The following is a 20,190-nucleotide window of genomic DNA, read 5'->3' on the forward strand; positions in this document are numbered from 1 at the left end:
GAATATAAAATAACTAAATACAGAACATTTGTTTTTGCGTTTATCCCAATTTGGATAAAGGTGAAACGTTATCAACAGGTTAACAAGATGCTTATTTATATATTATGGAAATAGTCCTTTGGTATTGCAACTTTGGTTGTTATCTTGAAAAATCACATATAGTTGAATCTGTTCTATATTTTTTAAAATAAGATAAGCGATGATTTAGGAGGACTCAACTTTGGGGAGAAAGGTTGATTTAGATTTTTTTCAAGAGTATTCTGCTAGCGTATCTGAAGAACATAGATATTTTACCAGAATTGAAAGTACAAATTATTTATTCTTTAAAAGAATATATGAAATCTTTTTTTCACTCGTTGGTTTGATTCCTGCTTCGCTTATTATTTTACTATTTGCCATTTTGATCAAACTTGAAACACCTGGACCTGCTTTTTTTTTACAGGAGAGGGTGGGGTTAAATGGTAAGTATTTCAAGGTGATTAAGCTTCGATCGATGGGGTTAGATGCAGAAAAAGATGGTGCTAAATGGGCTGATAAAGAGGATCCTAGAGTAACAAGAGTTGGTTTATTTATCAGGAAAACAAGGATAGATGAGCTACCTCAATTATGGAATATTTTAGTTGGAGATATGAGTTTGATTGGCCCTAGACCAGAGAGGCCGATGTTTACAGCCCAATTTAATGAACAGATTCCAGGTTTTGTGGAGCGTTTAAGAGTAAAACCCGGTTTAACAGGTTGGGCACAAATTAATGGCGGATACGATGTCACACCTCAGGAAAAACTGAACTTAGATCTCTATTACATAAATAATTTAAGTTTATTCTTAGATTTAAAAATTTTGTTAAGAACTGTCGTAATCTGTTTTACAGGTAGTGGGGCTAGATAATTAGAGTAGGTTGCCGATTCGATAATCAAATGACTAGCCTGCTAGATATTAAGAAGAATAATAGAAAGTTAAGTTCGTACTTTGAAAACTTTCCAGTAGTATTCCCAATATGGCCTTTTTATTAGAGACATTATATATGCAGTAATCGGTATAGGTAACGAATCTTGGAAAAATTTTAAGTCTATACAAAAAGGGGGAAAAGGTCATTGGCTATATTATTAACAGGGGGAGCCGGTTATATTGGAAGTCATACATGTGTCGAGTTATTAAATGCAGGTTATAAACTAATCGTGGTAGACGATTTATCCAATAGTAAGCTAAATTCCATGGTTCGTATAAAGGAAATCACAGGTAAGGATTTTAAATTTTACAAAACGGATATCCTCGATAGAGAGGCTTTAGAATCCATATTTGTTGAGAATTCAATAGAGGCTGTGATTCATTTAGCGGGACTGAAATCTGTAGGGGAATCAGTTCAAATGCCGCTCCATTATTACCATAATAATATTACAGGTACACTTGTTCTTTGTGAACTCATGAAAAAATACAATGTTAAGAAGATGGTGTTTAGTTCATCTGCGACAGTCTATGGAGTACCGGAATATGTTCCAATTTCAGAAGATTTCCCTCTCCGTGCGATGAATCCATATGGCCGAACGAAACTGATGATTGAAGAAATGCTCCGCGATCTATATCATTCAGATCACGATTGGAGTATTTCACTGCTCCGTTACTTTAACCCAATTGGTGCCCATGAAAGTGGGAGAATTGGGGAAGATCCAAAAAGTATACCTAATAATCTAATGCCTTATATAACGCAAACGGCCGTAGGGAAATTAGAAGAACTGTACGTGTTTGGAAACGACTATCCAACAGTAGATGGTACAGGAGTAAGAGATTATATTCATGTGGTAGATTTAGCAAAAGGCCACTTGAAGGCACTTGAAAAGATCCTAACATCTAAAGGGGTAGAAGCTTATAACCTGGGTACTGGGAAAGGGTATAGTGTATTGCAAATCGTAGCGGCCTTCGAAAAAACAACCGGAACCAAGATTCCGTATAAAATTGTTAAACGGAGGCAAGGTGATGTAGCAAGCTGTTACGCAGATCCAACGAAGGCAAGAAAAGAACTGGGCTGGCTCGCTGAAAAAGGAATTGAAGACATGTGCAGGGATGCTTGGGGATGGCAAGAGAAGAATCCAAGTGGTTATGAGGATGTTTTGCAGGATAGAAATACTTCTTTCGTGTTTTAATTTTATTAAATCCAAATACTTTTTGGTTGAATCGTTCTCTATAAGGAACGAAGATTAATACTTTATGGGAACTAAAGTAGTTCCATATTTTACGATTTGCTCGAGTGTAGGAAAAATCATTCCATGAGTTAATGTTGCGTTAAATTAACATGGAAAATGTATAGGAGTATAACGTAAAAACTATGAAGAGAAAAAAATATATGATTGTTATTTGGGTAGCTATATTGCTTTTAGTTTTATTTTGGTTTTATAACAAGAATAGAGGTTCAGTGACCAAAATGGATCACTCGCAAGCAGAAAATGTGTATGTTGAAGATTTTGGAGCGAATGGGGAAGATTCAAAAGATGATTCTCGAGCAATACAAAAGGCTATAAACTTTAGCAAAAAATCAAACATTGGAAAAGTAAAACTAGTTGGTAATAAGAATTATATTATCCAGAAAGGAATCGTAATAGAAGAGGGAGTAGAACTAGAATTTGGCCAAAATACACGCTTAATGGTAGAAGGTAATTTCCGTGTGATTGAGGTAGAAAAGAATGCATCTATTTCAAATGGAATTATAGAGATAGTTGATAAAGACTTTGATTCCGATGTAATTTATTTAGATGGAAAACAAAGGTTCTGGTCATGGGAAAGAACGCAAATTCAAAATGTAACAATCATAAACTCGAGTAATTCACACAGAGGTATAGGGTTACATCTTTATGCAGCAGAATTAGACGACTATATATGTTTTGTTAATTTTACGAACATAAATATTGCGGGTTTTCATACGGGAGTTAAATTAGAAGCGGAAAAACCACAAAGTAATCGCTCAAAAAACTTTATCAATGGCAATCGTTTTATCAACCTAACACTGGATGACCTTGTAAGAGGAATTGATATCGACAGCGCTGTAGGTCCGCCTAATGAGAGTTCCGGTAATATTTTCTCCGGGTTACAGATTCAGATTTCCCCATCAACAGAGAAGGTACTGACAGTCAATGGCTCTGATAATAGATTTGAAGGAATGATATGGGATGTTCAATTGCTGAAACGGGGAAATGAAATAATAGAATTCGGAAAAGAGTCGGCAAGGAATGACTTTTATTCAAATCTAGAGGCTGAATATATTTTAGACAAAGGGACCCAGAACTACTATTCTTCACCCGAAAATAAAGCAAATCAATAATTTCTTTCTATGAAAAACCTCAATCTTTGTAATAAGAAAATTTATTAATTTAGGAGGATATTATGGACGATAAGATTGATTTAAAGACCTTTCTGCGAATTGTGAAAAAAAGAATCTTCACGATCATTGTGACAGTATTATGTGCATCGGTGTTAATGAGTATATACTCCTTTTATTTCTATAAGCCGACTTATGAGGCATCGGAAAGTATTTTAATTGGGAAGCTTTCCAAGAGTCCAGATACGTATTTGACGGCACAAGATACGAATATGCTGCTTGCTTCAACAATCGATTTTATTAAAAATCCTGTTGTCCTCAACGCTGTTCAGAAAGAACTGGATATAAAGGACGATGAATTGGACGAAAAGATTGCCGTACAAAACAATAAGGATTCACAAATAATCAGCATAGTCGTAAGAGACCATGATAAGAAGTATACCAAGGATGTTGCCTATACGACTGGGTTAATTTTAGTGAAAAAAATGAATGAGGTATTTGGTGTTTCAGATATAGGGCTATTAGGTGAGGCTGGTCAAACTCAGGTGGAGAAAGTGGGGAGTTTACCTTTAAATTTAGCTATTTCCTTGGTAGTATCTTTATTTCTGGGAGTTATATTGGCGATGATTAGAGAGTATTGGGATGAGCCTGGAATTAATGGGCATAATTCAACGAATCGAATAGGAAGTAGAAAAAATCGCAGGAATATAAGTGTATAAGCAAAGACGGCCAAATTAAACTCTAATCGGACGTATTTCGATGATGCGTTCGTTTGAAAGAACAAATTAATGTAATTTAGTTGCTGTTAATCGAACAGATGAATAGGAGGGTGGACACTTTTATTCTGATGTCAAAATAAGGTGGAAGCTTCAATGGAAAAATTGAAAAGAAATTCAATATTAAAGAATATTATTCATCTATTTTTCAGTACATCTTTAGCGAGTGCCTTAAATGCAATCGTACTGATTGTATTAGCTACTTATTTACAATCCTATTATTATGGAATGTTTAGTGTTATCCTGGCATTCGCCATGATCATGGGTTATTTCACGGATGCAGGACTAAGCAGCATCGTTTTGAGGGAAGGTTCAAAGAAGGAGACCAACCTATCCATTTTGGTATCTTCTTACATAAAAATGAGAATGGGTTTACTTTTTGCAACTTTTGTTATTGGTTTTGCCGTAATCCATGTTTCAAATCAGAATCATCAAGAAATGATTGAAGCAGCCTATATTTTTATCCTTCCAATGGTCACAGGAGTTGCCTTACAGTCTATTGGAACAACTTATTTTCAACTAACAGAGAGAATGCAATATTATGGGCTAATTAAAGTTACTTCTTCTGTTTTTCTCGTTGCTGGTATATGTATTGGATTCCTTTTCAATTTAAGTCCATTTTCAATCTATCTATTATATGGTTCTTCCTATCTTGCTGCAGGCGTATTTGCCCTATATCTAGTTCATAAAAATAGTAAAATTCGCTTGAATAGTAAATTTCATAAGGGAATCCTACAAAATTTTGTATCCTTTACGCTAAGTGGATTACTCTTTGTTCTTCTGCCTCAATTAGGACCAATTGTGTTGGAAAAGGCGATCTCCCTTAATGAAGTAGGATTATTTGCAGTAGCGTATCGAATTCCGCAGGCATTACAGCAAATTCCAATGATTATAGCAGGAGCATTTTCACCTGTCTTATTCAGGGCTTTTCATGATCATCGTTTGAGTGACCATTTGCGATACAGTCTATCCATGATCAAAATGATGGCACTCGCGGGAATGATGATGACGATTCCCATTTACTATATGGCCGATTGGGTTATTGAAATATTATTTGGTGAAAAATGGGCAGCAGCAGCTTTACCTATGAAAATTTTATCAGTCATTCTTATTTTACAGGCAGTCAATATTGCTCTGGCAGATGGGCTAACCACAAGAGGCTTACAGAATTATCGTACGCTTGTGCAAGCGATCTCTGTTCTTTCGGGCATGTTGCTTTATTTATTCTTCAGTCAATCATACGGAGTCACTGGAGCGGCTCTAGCTGGTGTCTTGATTGAAGCCATTGCTCTGCTGGGATTTTGGCTATTCAACCCAAATCGCTGGATTATAGCCAACAAAGCCATCATTCCTTACTTATCCTATTTTAGTATCTGTTTATTTAGTATCGATAGATTGTTAGGTACCCTGTCGCTACTAGCAGCTAGCGTTCATCTTCTATTATTAGGGCTCATTCTTCTGGTCGATAGAGAAGTGAGGCAAAAGATGATGAATTATATCAAGAGGGTTACAGGAGGAAAAATGAGAAATCAAGGTGTATCAAGGGGGATGAAATGATGATTTATCCCGCAGAAAAAATAACTAAATATAATGTCTCCATTTTTTTACTTTTTTTTCTTGTAACGCTCGCAAATTACTTCATTTATGTAGGGTTTGCAGTAAAGCCTTTTATGGTCTTTTTAGGTTTATATGCCATCTTCAATTTCTCTTCGCTTTATTTCCCAAGGCTTCAATTATTCGAAATAGCACTGCTGTTATTCTACATCATGTACAGTTTTTCGGGTGTATTTTCCTTATACCCAGCTTCAAGTGTAAGAATCATTTTAGGGATTATGGTTTACCTTGCTTGTTATTTTATGATGAAATCGGTGATTGCCGATGCAGGGCGCATAATGATTGAGAAGGCAATATCGGATGCAGGTATTCTCTTTAATACAATTAGTCTTATACTCTATGGAATAGGCTTAGCTAGCTTAGGGTTTATTTTCGAAGGTGACCGAATATATAAATTTGGTTTGATGCTTGATCGGGACTACCCACGATTAATTGGTGTTGTAACGGATCCGAATTACTATATATTTTACAACACACTTTTTTTCACTTATTATCTTTGTCATTTGAATACCCGGAAGAATAAGTTGGGGCTTCTGTTAAGCGCGATTGCCAATGTATTAACCTTTTCACGTGGTGGATTAATCGTGATGGCATTTATACTCTTACTGTATATCCTGCAGAATAATCTACTCAAACAAGTGAAATTGGTATTGGGATTCGGCAGTTTGTTGGCTGTAAGTATGTATATTGCAGCTGTTTATTTGAACTTTGATATATATGAAATATTGAAATCAAGATTTGCAGATTTTTTTGAGGATGGAGGAAGTGGAAGGTTAGAATTGTGGGGCCGGGCATGGGGTTTTTTTTCATCGCATATGTGGGTCGGAATAGGGGCTTCTAATTTTACTGATTATAACCAGCATCATTTTAATGACGATACAGAAGTCCATAATACCTTTTTAACAATAATAACTGAATCTGGTTTACTAGGGATTACCTTTTTTACTTTGTTTATTATTTTAGTATTGGTGCAAATCTTTCAAAGCGGTTTACATAAATCGCATCCGTACCTGTTATTTGCCTTTTTAGGATTTATCATACAAATGGCCTTTTTGTCAGTCATTATTAACGATATGTATTTAGTGTATTTAGCGATTCTGGCTGCTTATATACGTTATGAGACTAATAGTTCTTCCGTTATTCTGCAAGATAAAAAACGAAATGATTTAAATGGTAGTGGAGGTGTGGACAAAAATGAATATTCTACTCATAACGGATAAGTTAATAACTGGTGGAGCAGAAACTTATTTCTGCAAATTAGAGAACCAATTGCAACACCCAAATAGTAACTTCTATTATAGTGCAGCTTCAGGAGAAATGCAGAAGAGCATCAAACATAAGGATCAGTTTAGTGAGTTAAGCAGAACAAAGCACGCTCAAAATATTAAAAAGCTTAGAGAAATCATCATTGAAAAACAGATTGATATGATTCATGCAAATAGTTTGAGAATGGTTTTATACAGCATCCTTCTGAAGAAGCTAACGAAAACCAAGGTTAAGATTGTTTATACAAAGCATAATGTGACAATTCTTGAGAAAAAAATTCCGGTTGTTTTTCGATTTTTATTAAATAGATATGTTGAACGAATCATTACAGTTTGTGATTTTGAAAAAATGAGTTTGCTTAAAATTGGTGTAAAACTGGACAAAATTACGACAGTTTATAATGGTGTTGATTTAAAGCAGTTCATTTTTCAAAAAAAGGAAAAAAGGGAAGGTTTTAAGATTGGGATACTAGGGAGGCTTTCGGCAGAAAAGAATCATGCACTGTTTGTTGAGATTGTCAATAAGCTGAGGGATGTTTCAAGCCTAATGTTTTATATTGCAGGGGACGGACCGGAACGGCAGGCTATTCAAAATAGGATTCAATCATACAATCTAGCTCACAAGATCAAGATGGTAGGAGCTGTAAGTCAGCCAGAAGACTTCTTGAGAGATATGGATTTAATTTTGCTGACTTCCTTAAGGGAAGTATTTCCTATGGTTATTTTGGAGGCAATGGCTGTTGGGACTCCGATTATCTCTATTAATATAGGGGGAATTGGAGAGGCAATTATAGACAAACAAACGGGTTATCTCATCGCGGAACATTCGGTAGAAGATATTATTGAGAAAATCTTGCAAATTCAATCAGAAGAAGATATGAGACATCAAATGATAGAGAATGCCCGCAGAAAGGTTGAATCGGAGTTTTCTTTAGAGCAAATGGTCGATCAGACTATAAAAGTGTATTGGTCGGCACCTAATGAACCAAGCGGATTACCGATAGAAGCAAAGGATAGGGATGTTTTTGATGAATCTATCCAATGAATGTTTTTTTCTAAGGATAGAATGTGAAATTAGTAAAATACCATTTGTGTAATCTATGGGGAAAAGGAAGGTGAAAAATAATAATGTCTAACCATGGTGAGTTAGTTTCGATTATCACTCCAACTTATAATGCTGCGAGATATATTATGGAAACCATCCAATCTGTTAGAGAACAAACTTATCTAAACTGGGAAATGATTATTGTAGATGATTGTTCAACCGATAATACAGTAGAGAATGTTAAACAAGAAATGAAGGAAGATCCACGTATTAGTTTGGTTGAACTTACAAGTAATTCAGGTCCAGCTGTTGCCCGAAATACAGCCATCATAAGGGCAAAGGGCGATTATTTGGCCTTTCTAGATAGTGATGATCTTTGGTTGCCTCAAAAATTAGAGAAACAACTTATGTTCATGAAAGAGAAGGATGCTGCATTTTCTTTTACTGACTATAGAATTATGAATGAAGATGGGGGAAAAACAGATGTGATTTTTAAGTGCCCACCATTGGTTGAATATAAGGATCTGTTAAAAAACACAAGTATTGGGACCCTGACTGTGATACTGGATAAGAGGAAAATAGGTGAAGTGCAGATGCCGTTACATCGAGATTGTTCAGAGGACTATGGACTTTGGCTTAACATTCTTTCGAAAGGAATCGGAGCTTATGGACTAGATGAGGAATTAGCAATCTACAGAAAATGTGAAAATTCACTTTCAAGCAACAAATTGAAATCTGCACAAAAAACATGGAACACATATCGAAAGGTAGGCAAAATAAACATACTTCTATCCATATGGTATTTCGTCCATTATTCAGTAAACGGATATAAAAAGCATTCAAAAGTCTAGTATTATCTATTGCGGCACTACTTCTCAATATAATAGTAACGAAGATTAGAATAATGTAGTTGACTACTTTTTTAAAAAAATAAATGAGATGAAACGAATCTCAATTTTGTATTGGATTCGTTTCTTAGCAGGCCGGGTTGGGGCAATATGTTTGTACCATAATGGTAGTCTATATAGATGTAAGCTTGTTATTGGGACTCCCGTTATTGACATATCGGTTAGAAGGGAGAGAGGGGATATCAACAATGTTGTAACTACTATTTTTGGTCATTGTTACAATCGGGTTTGAATGCTTAATTTCAGAAATATCCCAGAGCATTCCGTCAAAACGGTTGTACATTCCGGAAACTTGTAGAATATTTTTGGTATAAGAGGACGGCTGAATTTGAAGATTGGAGAATGAATTTCCGGAACATTCATTTGGAACCGTTACCCCGCTGTCGATAGTAATCATATCCACGCAATCATCAAGAGAGAGGTTAGTGAAGCGGTTGGCATTAATCCAGGTCCTTCCTGATGTGATTTTCCGTGCCTGTAAATGAATGCCTTTGTCGAAACCAACAATTTTAATGTTTTCAAAGTCAACGAAGGAAATTTCTGCTTCTGGTGTTCCGGAAAACAATTTCAAACCTGTTCCTGTATGCCCCCCAGACCAATTAAGTATCACAAGGTCTCTTAGTATCGTTCGATTCCATGTATTGTAAAATTTTTGACTTCCGTCTAGGTAAACTGCCTCTTTGTTATAGGCTATCGGGTCTACATTAATGGATGCTCCTACTAACGAAGCGTCCTGCTGAATCTCGAATCCTCTTAGATTAGCTCCAATTGTGTAGCTTGTTTGTTGACCACCTTGAAGTAAAACTCCCTTCCTTACAATAATAGTAGACGTAATGTAGTAGTCATGATCAGATGCTAGAACGGTTTTCTTGTTATTGTTTGCGGCAAAATCGATTGCTGCTTGAATCTTTTCTGCTGCAGTTCCGGTAAAATTATCAACCAATACAACATTTTCTGGTGAATGGCCTTGGCCACTAGTATAACTATCCACTTTTATCCCCTTTCGTTTGTTAATCCGGGCGTATTAGTTATACCTTATGATGCAGGAACTATAATGTGATGTGATTTCATAGAAGAATTTGATATTGGGTTTTTATTTTCCGGTAATCTCTGACTGGTTTATTTAAAATAGACTGATACATTTTCAGCATCCCTGATTTAACTAGTTTATTAATGAAAAAACAGTTTTTTTATTTCAACAAAAAAGATCAGAATTTTTATAACAATATTTTATGTCTAAGCTAACATTATTGTGACTGTATGAGCACATGCTTATTTGTTCATTTTTTTCTGCGATATTCATTACCCTACTTTTTGGAAGGACCTATAGTCCTTCCGCCCATCAATTGGTGCTTAAGGAATATTCGTTGGTGATCACCAATTCTTTTAAGTATCTAATCAATTCATCTCGAAGATCTTCGCGTTGAAGGGAAAACTCAATATTTGTTTTAACAAACCCTATTTTTTCTCCAACATCATATCTTTTCCCATCAAAATGGTAGGCAAACACCCTCTGAATTTGGTTTAATTTTTGAATCGCATCAGTTAACTGAATTTCACCTCCAGCGCCGATTTCGTGCTGATCTAAAAACATGAAAATCTCAGGTGTTAGAATATAGCGTCCCATTATGGCAAGATTAGATGGAGCATTTCCCGGAGCAGGTTTTTCAATAAAGCTTTGCACCTCATATCTTCTTCCAACGTGTGAAGAAGGATCAATAATTCCGTAGCGATGTGTTTCGTTATCTGGAACTGATTGAACTCCGATAACAGCTGAATGTGTTTCTTCATAGATATTCATTAGTTGTCTTAAGCATGGTGTTTCGCTTTGAACAATATCATCACCTAGTAGTACAGCAAATGGTTCATTGCCAATAAAATTTCGTGCGCACCAAACAGCATGTCCGAGTCCTTTTTGTTCCTTTTGTCGAATATAATGAATATCAGCTAGGTTAGAAGAATAACGAACCTTGTTGAGTAAGTCTGTTTTTCCATTCTCTAATAGGTTTTGCTCTAGTTCAGGGGAACGATCAAAATGATCCTCAATGGAACGCTTTCCTTTTCCTGTAACAATAATTATTTCTTCAATACCGGACGCAATGGCTTCTTCAACTATATATTGGATCGTTGGCTTATCAACTATAGGTAGCATTTCTTTTGGCTGTGCTTTTGTTGCTGGTAAGAACCTTGTTCCAAATCCAGCTGCAGGAATAATTGCTTTTTTAATTTTCATAGATATCTACTCCATAGTTAGTATTTTTGTTGTTTCCTATTTTCTAAATGATTAAGCTGTATGCCTAGTTCTTAGTGTCCAAATTTGATATAGCATTGCAATGGAGGAGAAAATGGTTAAATACGTTAAGGTTATCCACCCTGTTTGTAGATATGGTTGAAGCGCCAATTGTACTGGTTCGCTCGTTAAATAGGCTCTTTGATCGATGCAGATGTAAACCACCAACGCAATAAATAGAATAATAGCTATGATCCCTTCAGTAAGTTTACTTCTTGTTTTACCATTTTCTGCGTTGTACTGAGTGGCCCATCCGTCTTTCTTATTAGCTGATAATTTACCTAACCATACATTTGCAAAGGTTATTAAGTTTACCCATAAATATATTTCAGGACTAATCAACAAGGCTGCTAATACGACATCAATTCCTCTATGCATGGGAGTTTTTAATGCCAGTATTGTATTTAGAACGGATGCTAAGCCGACAGGTATCAGCCAAATCCATGACCAAAAAAACTGATCTGTTGCCAATGCTACTGTTAATAATGAAACGAATAATAGGCGCACTGTAAGATCGGTTATTGATTTGAATTGAGAGCGCCAAATCTTCCATTTATGTTTTGATTTTGCTCCAATATCACTATTAGTTAGTAATTCAACGGTTCCTGATTGCCATTTATTTCGTTGCTGACGAAACGTATGGTAAGATCTCATGGAATCAACAAAACAGCGAGCAGTAGGACTAATGAGTGTTTTCCATCTTTTTTGAATTTGCCATGTTAAGAGCATGTCCTCAACATCACTTTCATCTTGCCAAGGCCCATCTAATTTGTTTTCGTCTACAATATCCTGCAAGGCCTCTGGTCGGAATAAGGTTGCTTGTCCGCCTAGTACATAAGTACTTCCACCTCTATACTGAAGGTCTAACAACCAGCTCGCCATATCTTGTTTTTGTTGATGTGTCCACCATCTTGCAATGGGTCCCCCATACTCTCCGGTTGCAATCTTTTCCTCATAATGAACATCGTCTTTAGAGATAAGACTTTTCTTCTTGGGCATCCTCATTGTGTACTTAGCCATGACTCCACCAATATTCCGAGAGCTCATTAGACCCTCCCACAATTGAGACAATGCATCTGGTGCAAGACGGCTATCAGCATCCATCCCAAGAATCGCTTTAACGGAATGTTTGTAGTATTCCTGGTACCTAGTTAATTTTTTATCATATAAGTCTAACGGGTCTCCGTAAATACTTTTCCATGCTGCGTTCAATGCTCCAACCTTACGCTGTTTATTATTTTGTGTTGTAAGAACCTTTAATCTCAGTTTAAATTCTTCTCCAGCCTCTAAAGCTACCTCTTCCGTTCGATCAGTACAATTATCAGCAATCACAATAACATCAAGTTCTACATCCTTAGGTAAGGTTTGGTCTCCTAAGCCTGCGAGGCAGTCACGAATTGATTTCTCTTCGTTATGTGCTGGTATAAATACAGCAATTCTTGGCTTCATATACGTGTTCCTAACACCTGAGATAGACGATTCAGTTAATCCGTTATAATCATTTGATAGCCTTATTACATTCTCCATATCTTACCCTCCGAAAATACTAGAAGTTTATTTGTATCCTTTAAAATAAAGAGATACCCTTTGGAAATTTAGTTAACCTCCCTTTTTGTTTATGATTATTGAACTATGATAGTTGTTTTATTTGTTCGTTTTATCGAACTAGTAAATAGAGTATATGACAAAAGTATGAAATATAAAAGTCTGAAAATTTTAATATTTACACTAATAAATAACACTATATTGGCTATTTTCTCGTTATTACTCTCGTTTTCTTTGTTTATTAAATTTTATAAAGAATTTTTTGTTCTGTATAATGAACTAATGTGATGATATATCCAACGAAAGGGGTGGGGGCTGATAGGAAAAAAGATTCAACAGATATGGGAATAGGTAGCTAGGATTCCTGAAGCAAAATTATTTAATATTGGGAGATAGAAAGCAAGCGTTTCGATAGAAGGATCTAATGGAGACATGGTGTCGGTTATTGTGCCTTAAAGCAAACCAATGGACTGTCCCCAGGGCTCTGCAAATAGCGATATGGTAAGATTCACTTGCTATTATGTTCTTAATAAAGAATCTATAGTGGAGGTGTATTCCTGCGAAATTCTTATTCCATTATCTCTCTATACTAAATCTAGTAGATGGAGTCGTCACATTTTGGGGATTAAAGCATTCATACATTTCCGAGTTGAATCCATTGATGAACCAATTGTATGAAATCAATCCAATGCTGTTTATTTTGTTGAAGGCAGCGTTATCCCTCTCGCTGTATTTGTTTCTATTTCTGAAAAAGGTGCCGCAGTCCCATTGGTTTAAGGGGATCACGGTATTAACGGTAGTTTCGTATACCTCGGTGTTTGCGCTTCATTGTGTTTGGCTGAGTTGGATGTGAGCCAGGGGGACGGGTTCCGCGGTTCGGTTTATGCTGTGATTCTGGACAAGGGACTGTCCCTGAGCCTATTTCATTTAAGCAAAGGTAGAGCCAATGGACCCGTTCCTATGGTACAGACATACAAATCGAAATCTAGAAGTTTAATTAAAGAGAAGTACAAAGGATGGGGACTGTTCTGGAGTACATATTTATAGAAGGAGAACAATCATGGCTATATTGGTAACAGGAGGGGCAGGATACATTGGGTCCCATACCTGTGTGGAGCTATTGAATGCAGGATATGAAATTATTGTTGTAGATTATTGCATGAAAAGTAAACTAGAAGTACTGGACCAAATTCGAGAGATAACAGGGAAGGATTTTGCCTTTTATCAAGTTGATTTGTTGGATCAGGAGGCATTGGTCTCCATTTTCTCCACTAATGAAATAGAAGCCGTTATCCATTTAGCAGGATTAAACGATGCCGTTACTGAGTCGCTATGGTATTATCATAAGGATCTTTTTGGTACAGTGAGTCTCCTAGAAGTTATGCAGAGGTTTCAGGTGAAAAATATGGTATATAGTTCCACTGCAGCTGTTTATGGGATACCTGATACCGAACCCTTAAAAGAAAATTATGTATTGGGAGAAGCAAATTCATATGGAAGGACAAGACAGATAAATGAGGAGTTGTTACGTGATCTCTATCTGACCGACCAAAAATGGAGTGTTGCTCTTTTACGTTATTTCGATCCTGTAGGAGCACATAAAAGCGGGCAAATCGGGAGAGAACTTACTGGAAGACGTAACCGTATGCTTTCGAGGCTTTCAAGAATGGCAGTTGAAGGAACAAGTCTAGCTAGTTCGACCCTAGATGCCGTTTGTCTATGGGACTCTATTCATGTCGTTGATCTTGCAAACGGGCATGTGAAGGCACTTAAATGGGTCTTGAATAAAATGGGTGTAGAAGCCTTTAATTTGGGCAGGGGTAAAGGTTATAGCGAAGTAGAGTTTGCTGCTGCATTCGAAAAAGTGGCAGGAACAAGAATTCCCTATCAATGTCAGGATAATAAATTTGGTTATTTTGAATTGTGCTGCCTAAACCCGACAAAATCAATGATGGAGCTCGGCTGGGTTGCTGAGAAGGGAATCGAAGAGATGTGTGAGGATACATGGGAATGGCTCCTTAAACATAATCATCAAATGAATTTGTTACTGTGACTGCCCGAAAAGCCCCTCTTTGGACAACCTGAATGGAATAGGAAGGAACTCTGTCGGAAGAAAGCCATTCTTTGGACAACCAGAATGGAATAGGAAGGAACTCTGTCAGAAAGAGGTCACTCTTTTGACAGTTTGAATCGATTCCATAGAATATCTGTCAGAATGGAAAGCCTCCATTCTGACAGCACTATTTTTTTATGGGAATTTGATCACAATAAGGTTGATAGATAGAATATGTAAATGCTTATATATAGCTAACTGTACAGCATATAAGAAAAATACCCTCAATTAAAATCCAAATTGTCCCGCAAATTGCTTCACAACTCCTGCAACTTCCTCTAGTTTTTCTGGTTTTAATAGACTTACCATCTTAGGAAGAAATACTTGAATATCCTCCGGTGAAAAAGTTCCTTCAGTAAGTTTCTTGAAGTTCTCCGTTAGGATTTCTTTTGCTTCTTCCTCCTTGCCCTCTTGAACCCTTTCTAAAATAAAACTTAAAAACATTTCTTGTCCTTGCTTGTCCATGTCCATTCCTATTACCTCCTAAATAATGAAATTTGTAGCACTTTTGGTTTTGGCTTTTATTATAACACCAAATGTGGCATTTCCAATATATCTTCACTTTTTCTGAAATCTTTATTCAACTACGCGCTTTACTAATAAGGCATATAAGCCATGGGGACTGCGTTCATTAGTGGTCTGCCCCTGTGGCATTCTTTTTGTATTGACCTTTTATTCGTATAGGGAAAAAGACTCTTTTGGTTAGTATGCAAAAAAACACTTACAATCACTTATAAATATTTGCGTTTTTACTTAAATAACGTATAATTACTTACAAATACTTACCGAGCGGGTGAACTCCTTGTTTCAAGAAGAAAGATTAGTGTTAATTATGGATTTTCTCAAAAAGCATAATCGCATTTCTGTCGAACAAATCTGCTCCCTTTTTGATGTATCCAGAGATACTGCTAGAAGGGATCTTGTCCGGCTGGAAGAAGAAAAAAGTATTGTGAGAACACGTGGGGGAGCGATCCTGCCCTCCGTTCATCATGAAATTAAAAACTATACCAATCGCTTAAATACTGTAACGGAAGAAAAAAAGGTGATTGGAAATTTGGCTGCATCCTTAATTTTTCCGGGTGATAGAGTCATCTTGGATGCTTCGACAACCGTTCAAGCATGTGCGGAACAGATAGAAAACATGGAATGTACCATCATTACCAATTCGATTAATCAAGCGGAAGTACTGTCCTCCAAGCCGAAGATTGATATCCAGCTCCTCGGAGGCACGCTTCAAAAAGAGCACCGTTTTCTTTACGGCTCCACTGTTATTGAAAAACTATCGGATTACCATGTTGATAAAGTATTTATCGGAGTGGTAGGAATATCGGAAAATGGCCTAACGATTGCTCATGAAGAGGACGGTCTTGTTAAACGAAAAATGATCCAGCAGGCAAAACAAGTGATTGTGTTAGCCGATCATACAAAATTAGGGCGCACAGAATTTTTCCGTTACGCTGATTTGCGGGATATTGATCTTTTGATTACAGACCATACACCTGAAAAAGAGTTTAGAGAGCTGCTACGTAAATACAATGTTGAGCTTTTAACAGCTGATATAGAAGAGGGAGATGAGTAATTTGGTAAAATTAATCGCTGTCGATTTAGATGGTACGTTACTAAATGAAGAAAACAGAATAAGTAAGAAAAATTTGGAGGCAATCGAATTTGCTCAAGCTAATGGGGTTGAGGTCGTTATTGCGACTGGGAGGGCCCATTTTGACGTCCAAACCATTTTTAAAGAAACTGGATTAAACCCCTGGATTATCGGGGCCAATGGGGCAACCATTCATCAACCAAATGGTGAACTGTTTCATTCAGTAGCGATCAATCAACAGGATGCATTCCACATTTTGAACTGGTTAGAGCAAGAAGAATATTACTATGAAATTTTCAGCAATCAATCCATTTTTTCGCCACAGAACGGTCGGGAGCTTTTAGCGATCGAAATGGACAGAGTCAAAAGCGCAAATCCAGAAGTAAGTATGGAACAGCTCAGAGAAGCTGCTGAAAAGCAATACAGTCAAAGCGGATTTTCTTTTATATCCTCTTGTAAAGAACTGATTGGCAACGACGTTGATGTGTATAATATCCTTGCCTTTTCTTTTGAAAAAGAAAAGCTTCAAAAAGGGAAAGAGCAATTTAAGGATATGAAGGATGTCACATTGGTTACATCTGCCAAACATAACTTCGAATTAGAACACAAAATGGCATCCAAAGGAATTGCCTTAGAAATACTAGCCAAAAAGCTTGAGATAAAACTAGCGGATACGGCTGCCGTTGGTGATAGCTTTAATGATTTATCCATGCTCCGAATTGCCGGAAGAAGTGCTGCAATGGGCAATGCACCACAGGAAATCAAGAACTCATGCCAAGGTGTAACCCTAACCAATATCGATGACGGAGTGGCTCATTTTATTTACTCTTTACTGAAGTAAGTGCCACGGGGACGGGTCCCGTGGTTCCATGCATAGATTTGGTAACTTCAGAAATGAAGCTGAAATAATTGTTAAATAAACTCTTTTATTTAAAACTTGTCAACTCCTTTTTATTCTATAATTATTGGAAATTCTTTAAAGTTTTTACAAAATAACAGAAAAGAAAAATATAAATCCCAATAGAAAGAAAGCCGTATATCCCAACGAGTTTTTCAAGTAGAAGGGAAGTTGTCGCGGAGTTGTAGGATAACACCTGTTAAATCCTTCCTGAAATATGACAAAAATCGTATGTTACGATTAACCCGTCATAAACCTTGAGTTCTATTTTAGGAGGTAGAAAGAATGTTCAAGAAAAAAGTAATGCTAACAGTAGCCGCTGCGGCAGCTATTGCTGCAGCGGGTCCAATGGTTCAGAAGGCAAGTGCTGCTGAAAACACAACAACTGTACAAAAGAAGGTATACGTTTATCAGAGTTCCAATTTCGAAGAATTGAATAGTTATTTACAAAAGTATTTTGCTAGTTTAGGTTATAAGACTACAACCAATACGACAGCTCAGCCATCAGCTGGGCAAACGTCAACGGTTGAGCAGCCTGTAACAAATCAACCACCAGCTGAGCAACAAACAACGACTCTAAGTGCATTTGAGCAAAAGGTGGTTGATTTGACAAACCAAGAGCGTGCCAAGTCTGGTTTAGCACCATTAACGATAGATACAGAGTTAAGTAAAGTAGCTCGTGAAAAATCACTAGATATGTCTAGCAAAGGCTATTTTAGCCATACAAGCCCAACCTATGGATCACCTTTTGATATGATGAAAACCTTTGGCATCACCTATAAATCTGCAGGTGAAAATATTGCGATGGGTCAACGGACACCAGAAGAGGTCGTAACCGCATGGATGAATAGTGAAGGGCACCGTAAAAACATCTTAAGTGCAAACTTTACTCACATCGGTGTCGGCTACTCCGAGCAAGGAAACTACTGGACACAAATGTTTATTGGGAAGTAAACCAGAGGGACGGGGGTCCCATGGTCTAGATTCCAATGGAAAAATATAATGATAGATCAATATAAAAAATTTGAAAGGAAGGCCCTGTTGAGATGCAACATCTCACAGAGCTTTCCTTTTTTCTGTAAGGGGAACTCTCGTCCAACCCAACTCTTTTATTATGGGCCGGACCGCAGTACCTGTCCCTGTGGGTTGTGGGAAATTTTGTATAGAAAGAGATTAGAGCGTTTTCAATATAAAATAGATATAATAAAGAATATATTCAGAATAAAGGAGATATAAATTTGCTAACTAACCACTTGGATTTTCGATTAGAAGCTAAAATGAAAGAATTATATGAAGAGCACAAAGTTCGCTCTGCAAAAATAGATTGGGGTTATTACGAGTTCTTGCCATGGGATAAAGCTCAAGATTTTAGAAGATTACCCTGGGATAAGAGTCAAGTCACTCTCCCAAGCGGCATCATTACCGCTGTTGAAACAGCTTTGCTTACTGAAGTTAATTTGCCTTGGTTTACGTCTCACTTGGAACAAACATTTAAAGGGAGTTTATCCGTCATCACTGACTTTGTTCATACTTGGACAGCAGAAGAGGATCAACATTCTAATCTACTTGAAAATTATTTGCTTATTACCCGGAACGTAGACCCTAAACGATTACACGAACTTCACAAACAAACGGTTGAGGGTGGGTGGTCACCTGATTTTCATATCCCATTTGAAACAATGGTCTATACAACACTTCAAGAACTGGCGACAATGGTATTTTATAACAACGTAGCCAAAGTGGCTGGTTCACATGACAAGGATTTATCTGATCTATTAAGAAGGCTTGCTAAAGATGAAATTTTACACTATGCATTCTATCGAGACGTAGTAAAATTCCATTTGCAACTAGAACCAAATTATTGCTATTACCTGGGTCATGTGATTAAAAACTTTCAAATGCCTGGAACCGTAATGCCTGACTTTGAAGACAGAATGAATACGATTGCAAAAGAAGCGAATTATGGTCCCCTTGAGTATTTTGACCAAGTATTAGATGTTATCGTTGAGTACTGGGAGTTGGAAAATTTAAGGCCAATTGCCCCTGAAGCTGAAAAGGCTCGAGTAGATATACTATCTTATCGTGATCGATTGAAAAAAGTAAGGGACCGCTTAGCTAAAAATATGAAAAAGATCCCAGTTGAATAACAAATGCTAAAAATATAAAAGCCCAGGTGGGAGGAAGGTGCTCACGCTTCATAATTATTTGAATCGTGACACCAGTGAACCCTGTGAATGAGAATGGATATTGCGTTTCACGATTAAACATAGAACCGTCCCAGCGTTATAATAACTCATAAGGAAAGCCCTGTTGAGATTCTAACTTCTCGCAGGGCTTTCCTTTATTTTTTCTATATGGAACTCTCGTCTAAACGAGCATGATCATTACGGGCCGGACCGCGCTACCCGTCCCCGTGGTTCTTTCTATCTTCGCAAAGCAGCTTCATCAGTCTTTACTAGCAGTACTCCGGATAGTGCGCCAGTCTATTAACTGATCTGGACTTTTTTCAGATCTCTCCATTCGGTAATCTGTTACTTGCTTTTCTAATTCTTCGATGCGCTCTTCCATTTGTTTAATAAGCAGAAATGTTTGATATAATTCTTCGTATTTATCATAGCTCAATAAAACAGTTTCAAGGCTCCCATTTTCAGTAATAAAGTAAGGCTTATCCTTTGCCTTTTTCCGGATTTCACTAAAATTTCTTACTAGGTCAGAGGATTTAATCATTTGATCGATAGTAAAAGCTGGTTTATCCATTATAACCACCACCTTTTTCCACCCCTTCCATATATTATAATTCTTATTAGTAAAATTATACATTAAATCTTACA

General features: G+C 36.8%; 19 protein-coding genes. 14 read left to right on the top strand and 5 right to left on the bottom strand.

The window, feature by feature from the left end:
* The first annotated feature begins 220 nt into the window (after window positions 1–220).
* The 8 genes from ACHUFV_RS25325 (at window position 221) to ACHUFV_RS25360 (ending at window position 8,859) form a co-directional block, all read left to right on the top strand.
* Entirely contained in the window at window positions 221–886 is a 666-nt protein-coding gene (locus ACHUFV_RS25325; protein WP_394239112.1) for a sugar transferase, read from the top strand.
* Window positions 887–1,092: 206 nt separating this feature from the next.
* On the top strand, window positions 1,093–2,139 hold the full coding sequence (gene galE, locus ACHUFV_RS25330; protein ID WP_394239114.1) for a UDP-glucose 4-epimerase GalE: 1,047 nt from the start codon (window positions 1,093–1,095) through the stop codon (window positions 2,137–2,139).
* Window positions 2,140–2,321: 182 nt separating this feature from the next.
* Window positions 2,322–3,311 (top strand): pectate lyase family protein, encoded by a 990-nt coding sequence (locus tag ACHUFV_RS25335; RefSeq protein ID WP_394239116.1) that lies wholly within the window; start codon window positions 2,322–2,324, stop codon window positions 3,309–3,311.
* A 62-nt stretch (window positions 3,312–3,373) separates the two neighbouring features.
* The gene (locus ACHUFV_RS25340; RefSeq protein WP_394239118.1) at window positions 3,374–4,027 is read left to right on the top strand and encodes a YveK family protein; all 654 of its coding nucleotides are present in this window, start codon (window positions 3,374–3,376) and stop codon (window positions 4,025–4,027) included.
* Window positions 4,028–4,180: 153 nt separating this feature from the next.
* Window positions 4,181–5,641, top strand: coding sequence for an oligosaccharide flippase family protein (locus ACHUFV_RS25345; protein ID WP_394239120.1), 1,461 nt, complete (start codon window positions 4,181–4,183; stop codon window positions 5,639–5,641).
* On the top strand, window positions 5,641–6,918 hold the full coding sequence (locus tag ACHUFV_RS25350) for an O-antigen ligase family protein (protein ID WP_394239122.1): 1,278 nt from the start codon (window positions 5,641–5,643) through the stop codon (window positions 6,916–6,918). The genes ACHUFV_RS25345 and ACHUFV_RS25350 overlap by 1 nt, the downstream gene beginning before the upstream one ends.
* Window positions 6,893–8,008 (top strand): glycosyltransferase family 4 protein, encoded by a 1,116-nt coding sequence (locus ACHUFV_RS25355; RefSeq protein ID WP_394239124.1) that lies wholly within the window; start codon window positions 6,893–6,895, stop codon window positions 8,006–8,008. The genes ACHUFV_RS25350 and ACHUFV_RS25355 overlap by 26 nt, the downstream gene beginning before the upstream one ends.
* Window positions 8,009–8,091: 83 nt before the next feature.
* Window positions 8,092–8,859, top strand: coding sequence for a glycosyltransferase family 2 protein (locus tag ACHUFV_RS25360; protein ID WP_394239126.1), 768 nt, complete (start codon window positions 8,092–8,094; stop codon window positions 8,857–8,859).
* A gap of 169 nt (window positions 8,860–9,028) precedes the next feature.
* Here the strand turns inward: ACHUFV_RS25360 and ACHUFV_RS25365 are convergent, their stop codons facing one another.
* The 3 genes from ACHUFV_RS25365 to ACHUFV_RS25375 all read right to left on the bottom strand — a co-directional run bounded on the left by ACHUFV_RS25365 (window position 9,029) and on the right by ACHUFV_RS25375 (window position 12,733).
* Window positions 9,029–9,907, bottom strand: coding sequence for a hypothetical protein (locus ACHUFV_RS25365; protein WP_394239128.1), 879 nt, complete (start codon window positions 9,905–9,907; stop codon window positions 9,029–9,031).
* Between the two features lie 351 nt (window positions 9,908–10,258).
* Window positions 10,259–11,149 carry a UTP--glucose-1-phosphate uridylyltransferase GalU gene (gene galU / locus ACHUFV_RS25370; RefSeq protein WP_394239129.1) on the bottom strand — a complete coding sequence of 297 codons (891 nt, stop codon included), beginning with the start codon at window positions 11,147–11,149 and terminating at the stop codon, window positions 10,259–10,261.
* A gap of 51 nt (window positions 11,150–11,200) precedes the next feature.
* Entirely contained in the window at window positions 11,201–12,733 is a 1,533-nt protein-coding gene (locus tag ACHUFV_RS25375; RefSeq protein WP_394239131.1) for a glycosyltransferase family 2 protein, read from the bottom strand.
* Between the two features lie 604 nt (window positions 12,734–13,337).
* Between ACHUFV_RS25375 and ACHUFV_RS25380 the strand changes: the two genes are divergently transcribed.
* Window positions 13,338–13,604 carry a DUF5658 family protein gene (locus ACHUFV_RS25380; RefSeq protein WP_394239204.1) on the top strand — a complete coding sequence of 89 codons (267 nt, stop codon included), beginning with the start codon at window positions 13,338–13,340 and terminating at the stop codon, window positions 13,602–13,604.
* A 207-nt stretch (window positions 13,605–13,811) separates the two neighbouring features.
* The gene (galE, locus tag ACHUFV_RS25385) at window positions 13,812–14,804 is read left to right on the top strand and encodes a UDP-glucose 4-epimerase GalE (protein WP_394239133.1); all 993 of its coding nucleotides are present in this window, start codon (window positions 13,812–13,814) and stop codon (window positions 14,802–14,804) included.
* A 288-nt stretch (window positions 14,805–15,092) separates the two neighbouring features.
* On the opposite strand, the gene ACHUFV_RS25390 is transcribed toward galE (ACHUFV_RS25385), so the two are convergent.
* The gene (locus ACHUFV_RS25390) at window positions 15,093–15,335 is read right to left on the bottom strand and encodes a hypothetical protein (RefSeq protein WP_394239135.1); all 243 of its coding nucleotides are present in this window, start codon (window positions 15,333–15,335) and stop codon (window positions 15,093–15,095) included.
* Between the two features lie 331 nt (window positions 15,336–15,666).
* Between ACHUFV_RS25390 and ACHUFV_RS25395 the strand changes: the two genes are divergently transcribed.
* The 4 genes from ACHUFV_RS25395 (at window position 15,667) to ACHUFV_RS25410 (ending at window position 19,506) form a co-directional block, all read left to right on the top strand.
* On the top strand, window positions 15,667–16,443 hold the full coding sequence (locus ACHUFV_RS25395; RefSeq protein ID WP_394239136.1) for a DeoR/GlpR family DNA-binding transcription regulator: 777 nt from the start codon (window positions 15,667–15,669) through the stop codon (window positions 16,441–16,443).
* Window positions 16,436–17,302 (top strand): Cof-type HAD-IIB family hydrolase, encoded by an 867-nt coding sequence (locus ACHUFV_RS25400; RefSeq protein WP_394239138.1) that lies wholly within the window; start codon window positions 16,436–16,438, stop codon window positions 17,300–17,302. Before ACHUFV_RS25395 ends, ACHUFV_RS25400 begins: the two co-directional genes overlap by 8 nt.
* Before the next feature lie 342 nt (window positions 17,303–17,644).
* Window positions 17,645–18,313, top strand: a complete 669-nt coding sequence (locus ACHUFV_RS25405) for a CAP domain-containing protein (protein WP_394239141.1) — start codon at window positions 17,645–17,647, stop codon at window positions 18,311–18,313.
* A 284-nt stretch (window positions 18,314–18,597) separates the two neighbouring features.
* Complete coding sequence (locus ACHUFV_RS25410; protein WP_394239143.1) at window positions 18,598–19,506, top strand: acyl-ACP desaturase; 909 nt, start codon at window positions 18,598–18,600, stop codon at window positions 19,504–19,506.
* 298 nt (window positions 19,507–19,804) lie between these two features.
* Here ACHUFV_RS25410 and ACHUFV_RS25415 read toward each other — a convergent pair whose 3' ends face one another.
* The gene (locus ACHUFV_RS25415) at window positions 19,805–20,116 is read right to left on the bottom strand and encodes a hypothetical protein (protein WP_394239145.1); all 312 of its coding nucleotides are present in this window, start codon (window positions 20,114–20,116) and stop codon (window positions 19,805–19,807) included.
* Window positions 20,117–20,190 lie beyond the last annotated feature (74 nt).

This window comes from Niallia oryzisoli (assembly GCF_043641075.1).
GTDB lineage: Bacteria > Bacillota > Bacilli > Bacillales > Cytobacillaceae > Bacillus_BD > Bacillus_BD oryzisoli_A.

Bases quoted from the DNA above. Each gene is read 5' to 3' on its own strand.
- ACHUFV_RS25350 (WP_394239122.1), top strand. From the start codon at position 5,641: ATGATTTATCCCGCAGAAAAAATAACTAAATATAATGTCTCCATTTTT.
- ACHUFV_RS25415 (WP_394239145.1), bottom strand. From the start codon at position 20,116: ATGGATAAACCAGCTTTTACTATCGATCAAATGATTAAATCCTCTGAC.
- ACHUFV_RS25345 (WP_394239120.1), top strand. From the start codon at position 4,181: ATGGAAAAATTGAAAAGAAATTCAATATTAAAGAATATTATTCATCTA.
- ACHUFV_RS25360 (WP_394239126.1), top strand. From the start codon at position 8,092: ATGTCTAACCATGGTGAGTTAGTTTCGATTATCACTCCAACTTATAAT.
- galU (WP_394239129.1), bottom strand. From the start codon at position 11,149: ATGAAAATTAAAAAAGCAATTATTCCTGCAGCTGGATTTGGAACAAGG.
- ACHUFV_RS25405 (WP_394239141.1), top strand. From the start codon at position 17,645: ATGTTCAAGAAAAAAGTAATGCTAACAGTAGCCGCTGCGGCAGCTATT.
- ACHUFV_RS25340 (WP_394239118.1), top strand. From the start codon at position 3,374: ATGGACGATAAGATTGATTTAAAGACCTTTCTGCGAATTGTGAAAAAA.
- ACHUFV_RS25390 (WP_394239135.1), bottom strand. From the start codon at position 15,335: ATGGACATGGACAAGCAAGGACAAGAAATGTTTTTAAGTTTTATTTTA.
- ACHUFV_RS25335 (WP_394239116.1), top strand. From the start codon at position 2,322: ATGAAGAGAAAAAAATATATGATTGTTATTTGGGTAGCTATATTGCTT.
- ACHUFV_RS25400 (WP_394239138.1), top strand. From the start codon at position 16,436: ATGAGTAATTTGGTAAAATTAATCGCTGTCGATTTAGATGGTACGTTA.
- galE (WP_394239133.1), top strand. From the start codon at position 13,812: ATGGCTATATTGGTAACAGGAGGGGCAGGATACATTGGGTCCCATACC.
- ACHUFV_RS25375 (WP_394239131.1), bottom strand. From the start codon at position 12,733: ATGGAGAATGTAATAAGGCTATCAAATGATTATAACGGATTAACTGAA.
- ACHUFV_RS25355 (WP_394239124.1), top strand. From the start codon at position 6,893: ATGAATATTCTACTCATAACGGATAAGTTAATAACTGGTGGAGCAGAA.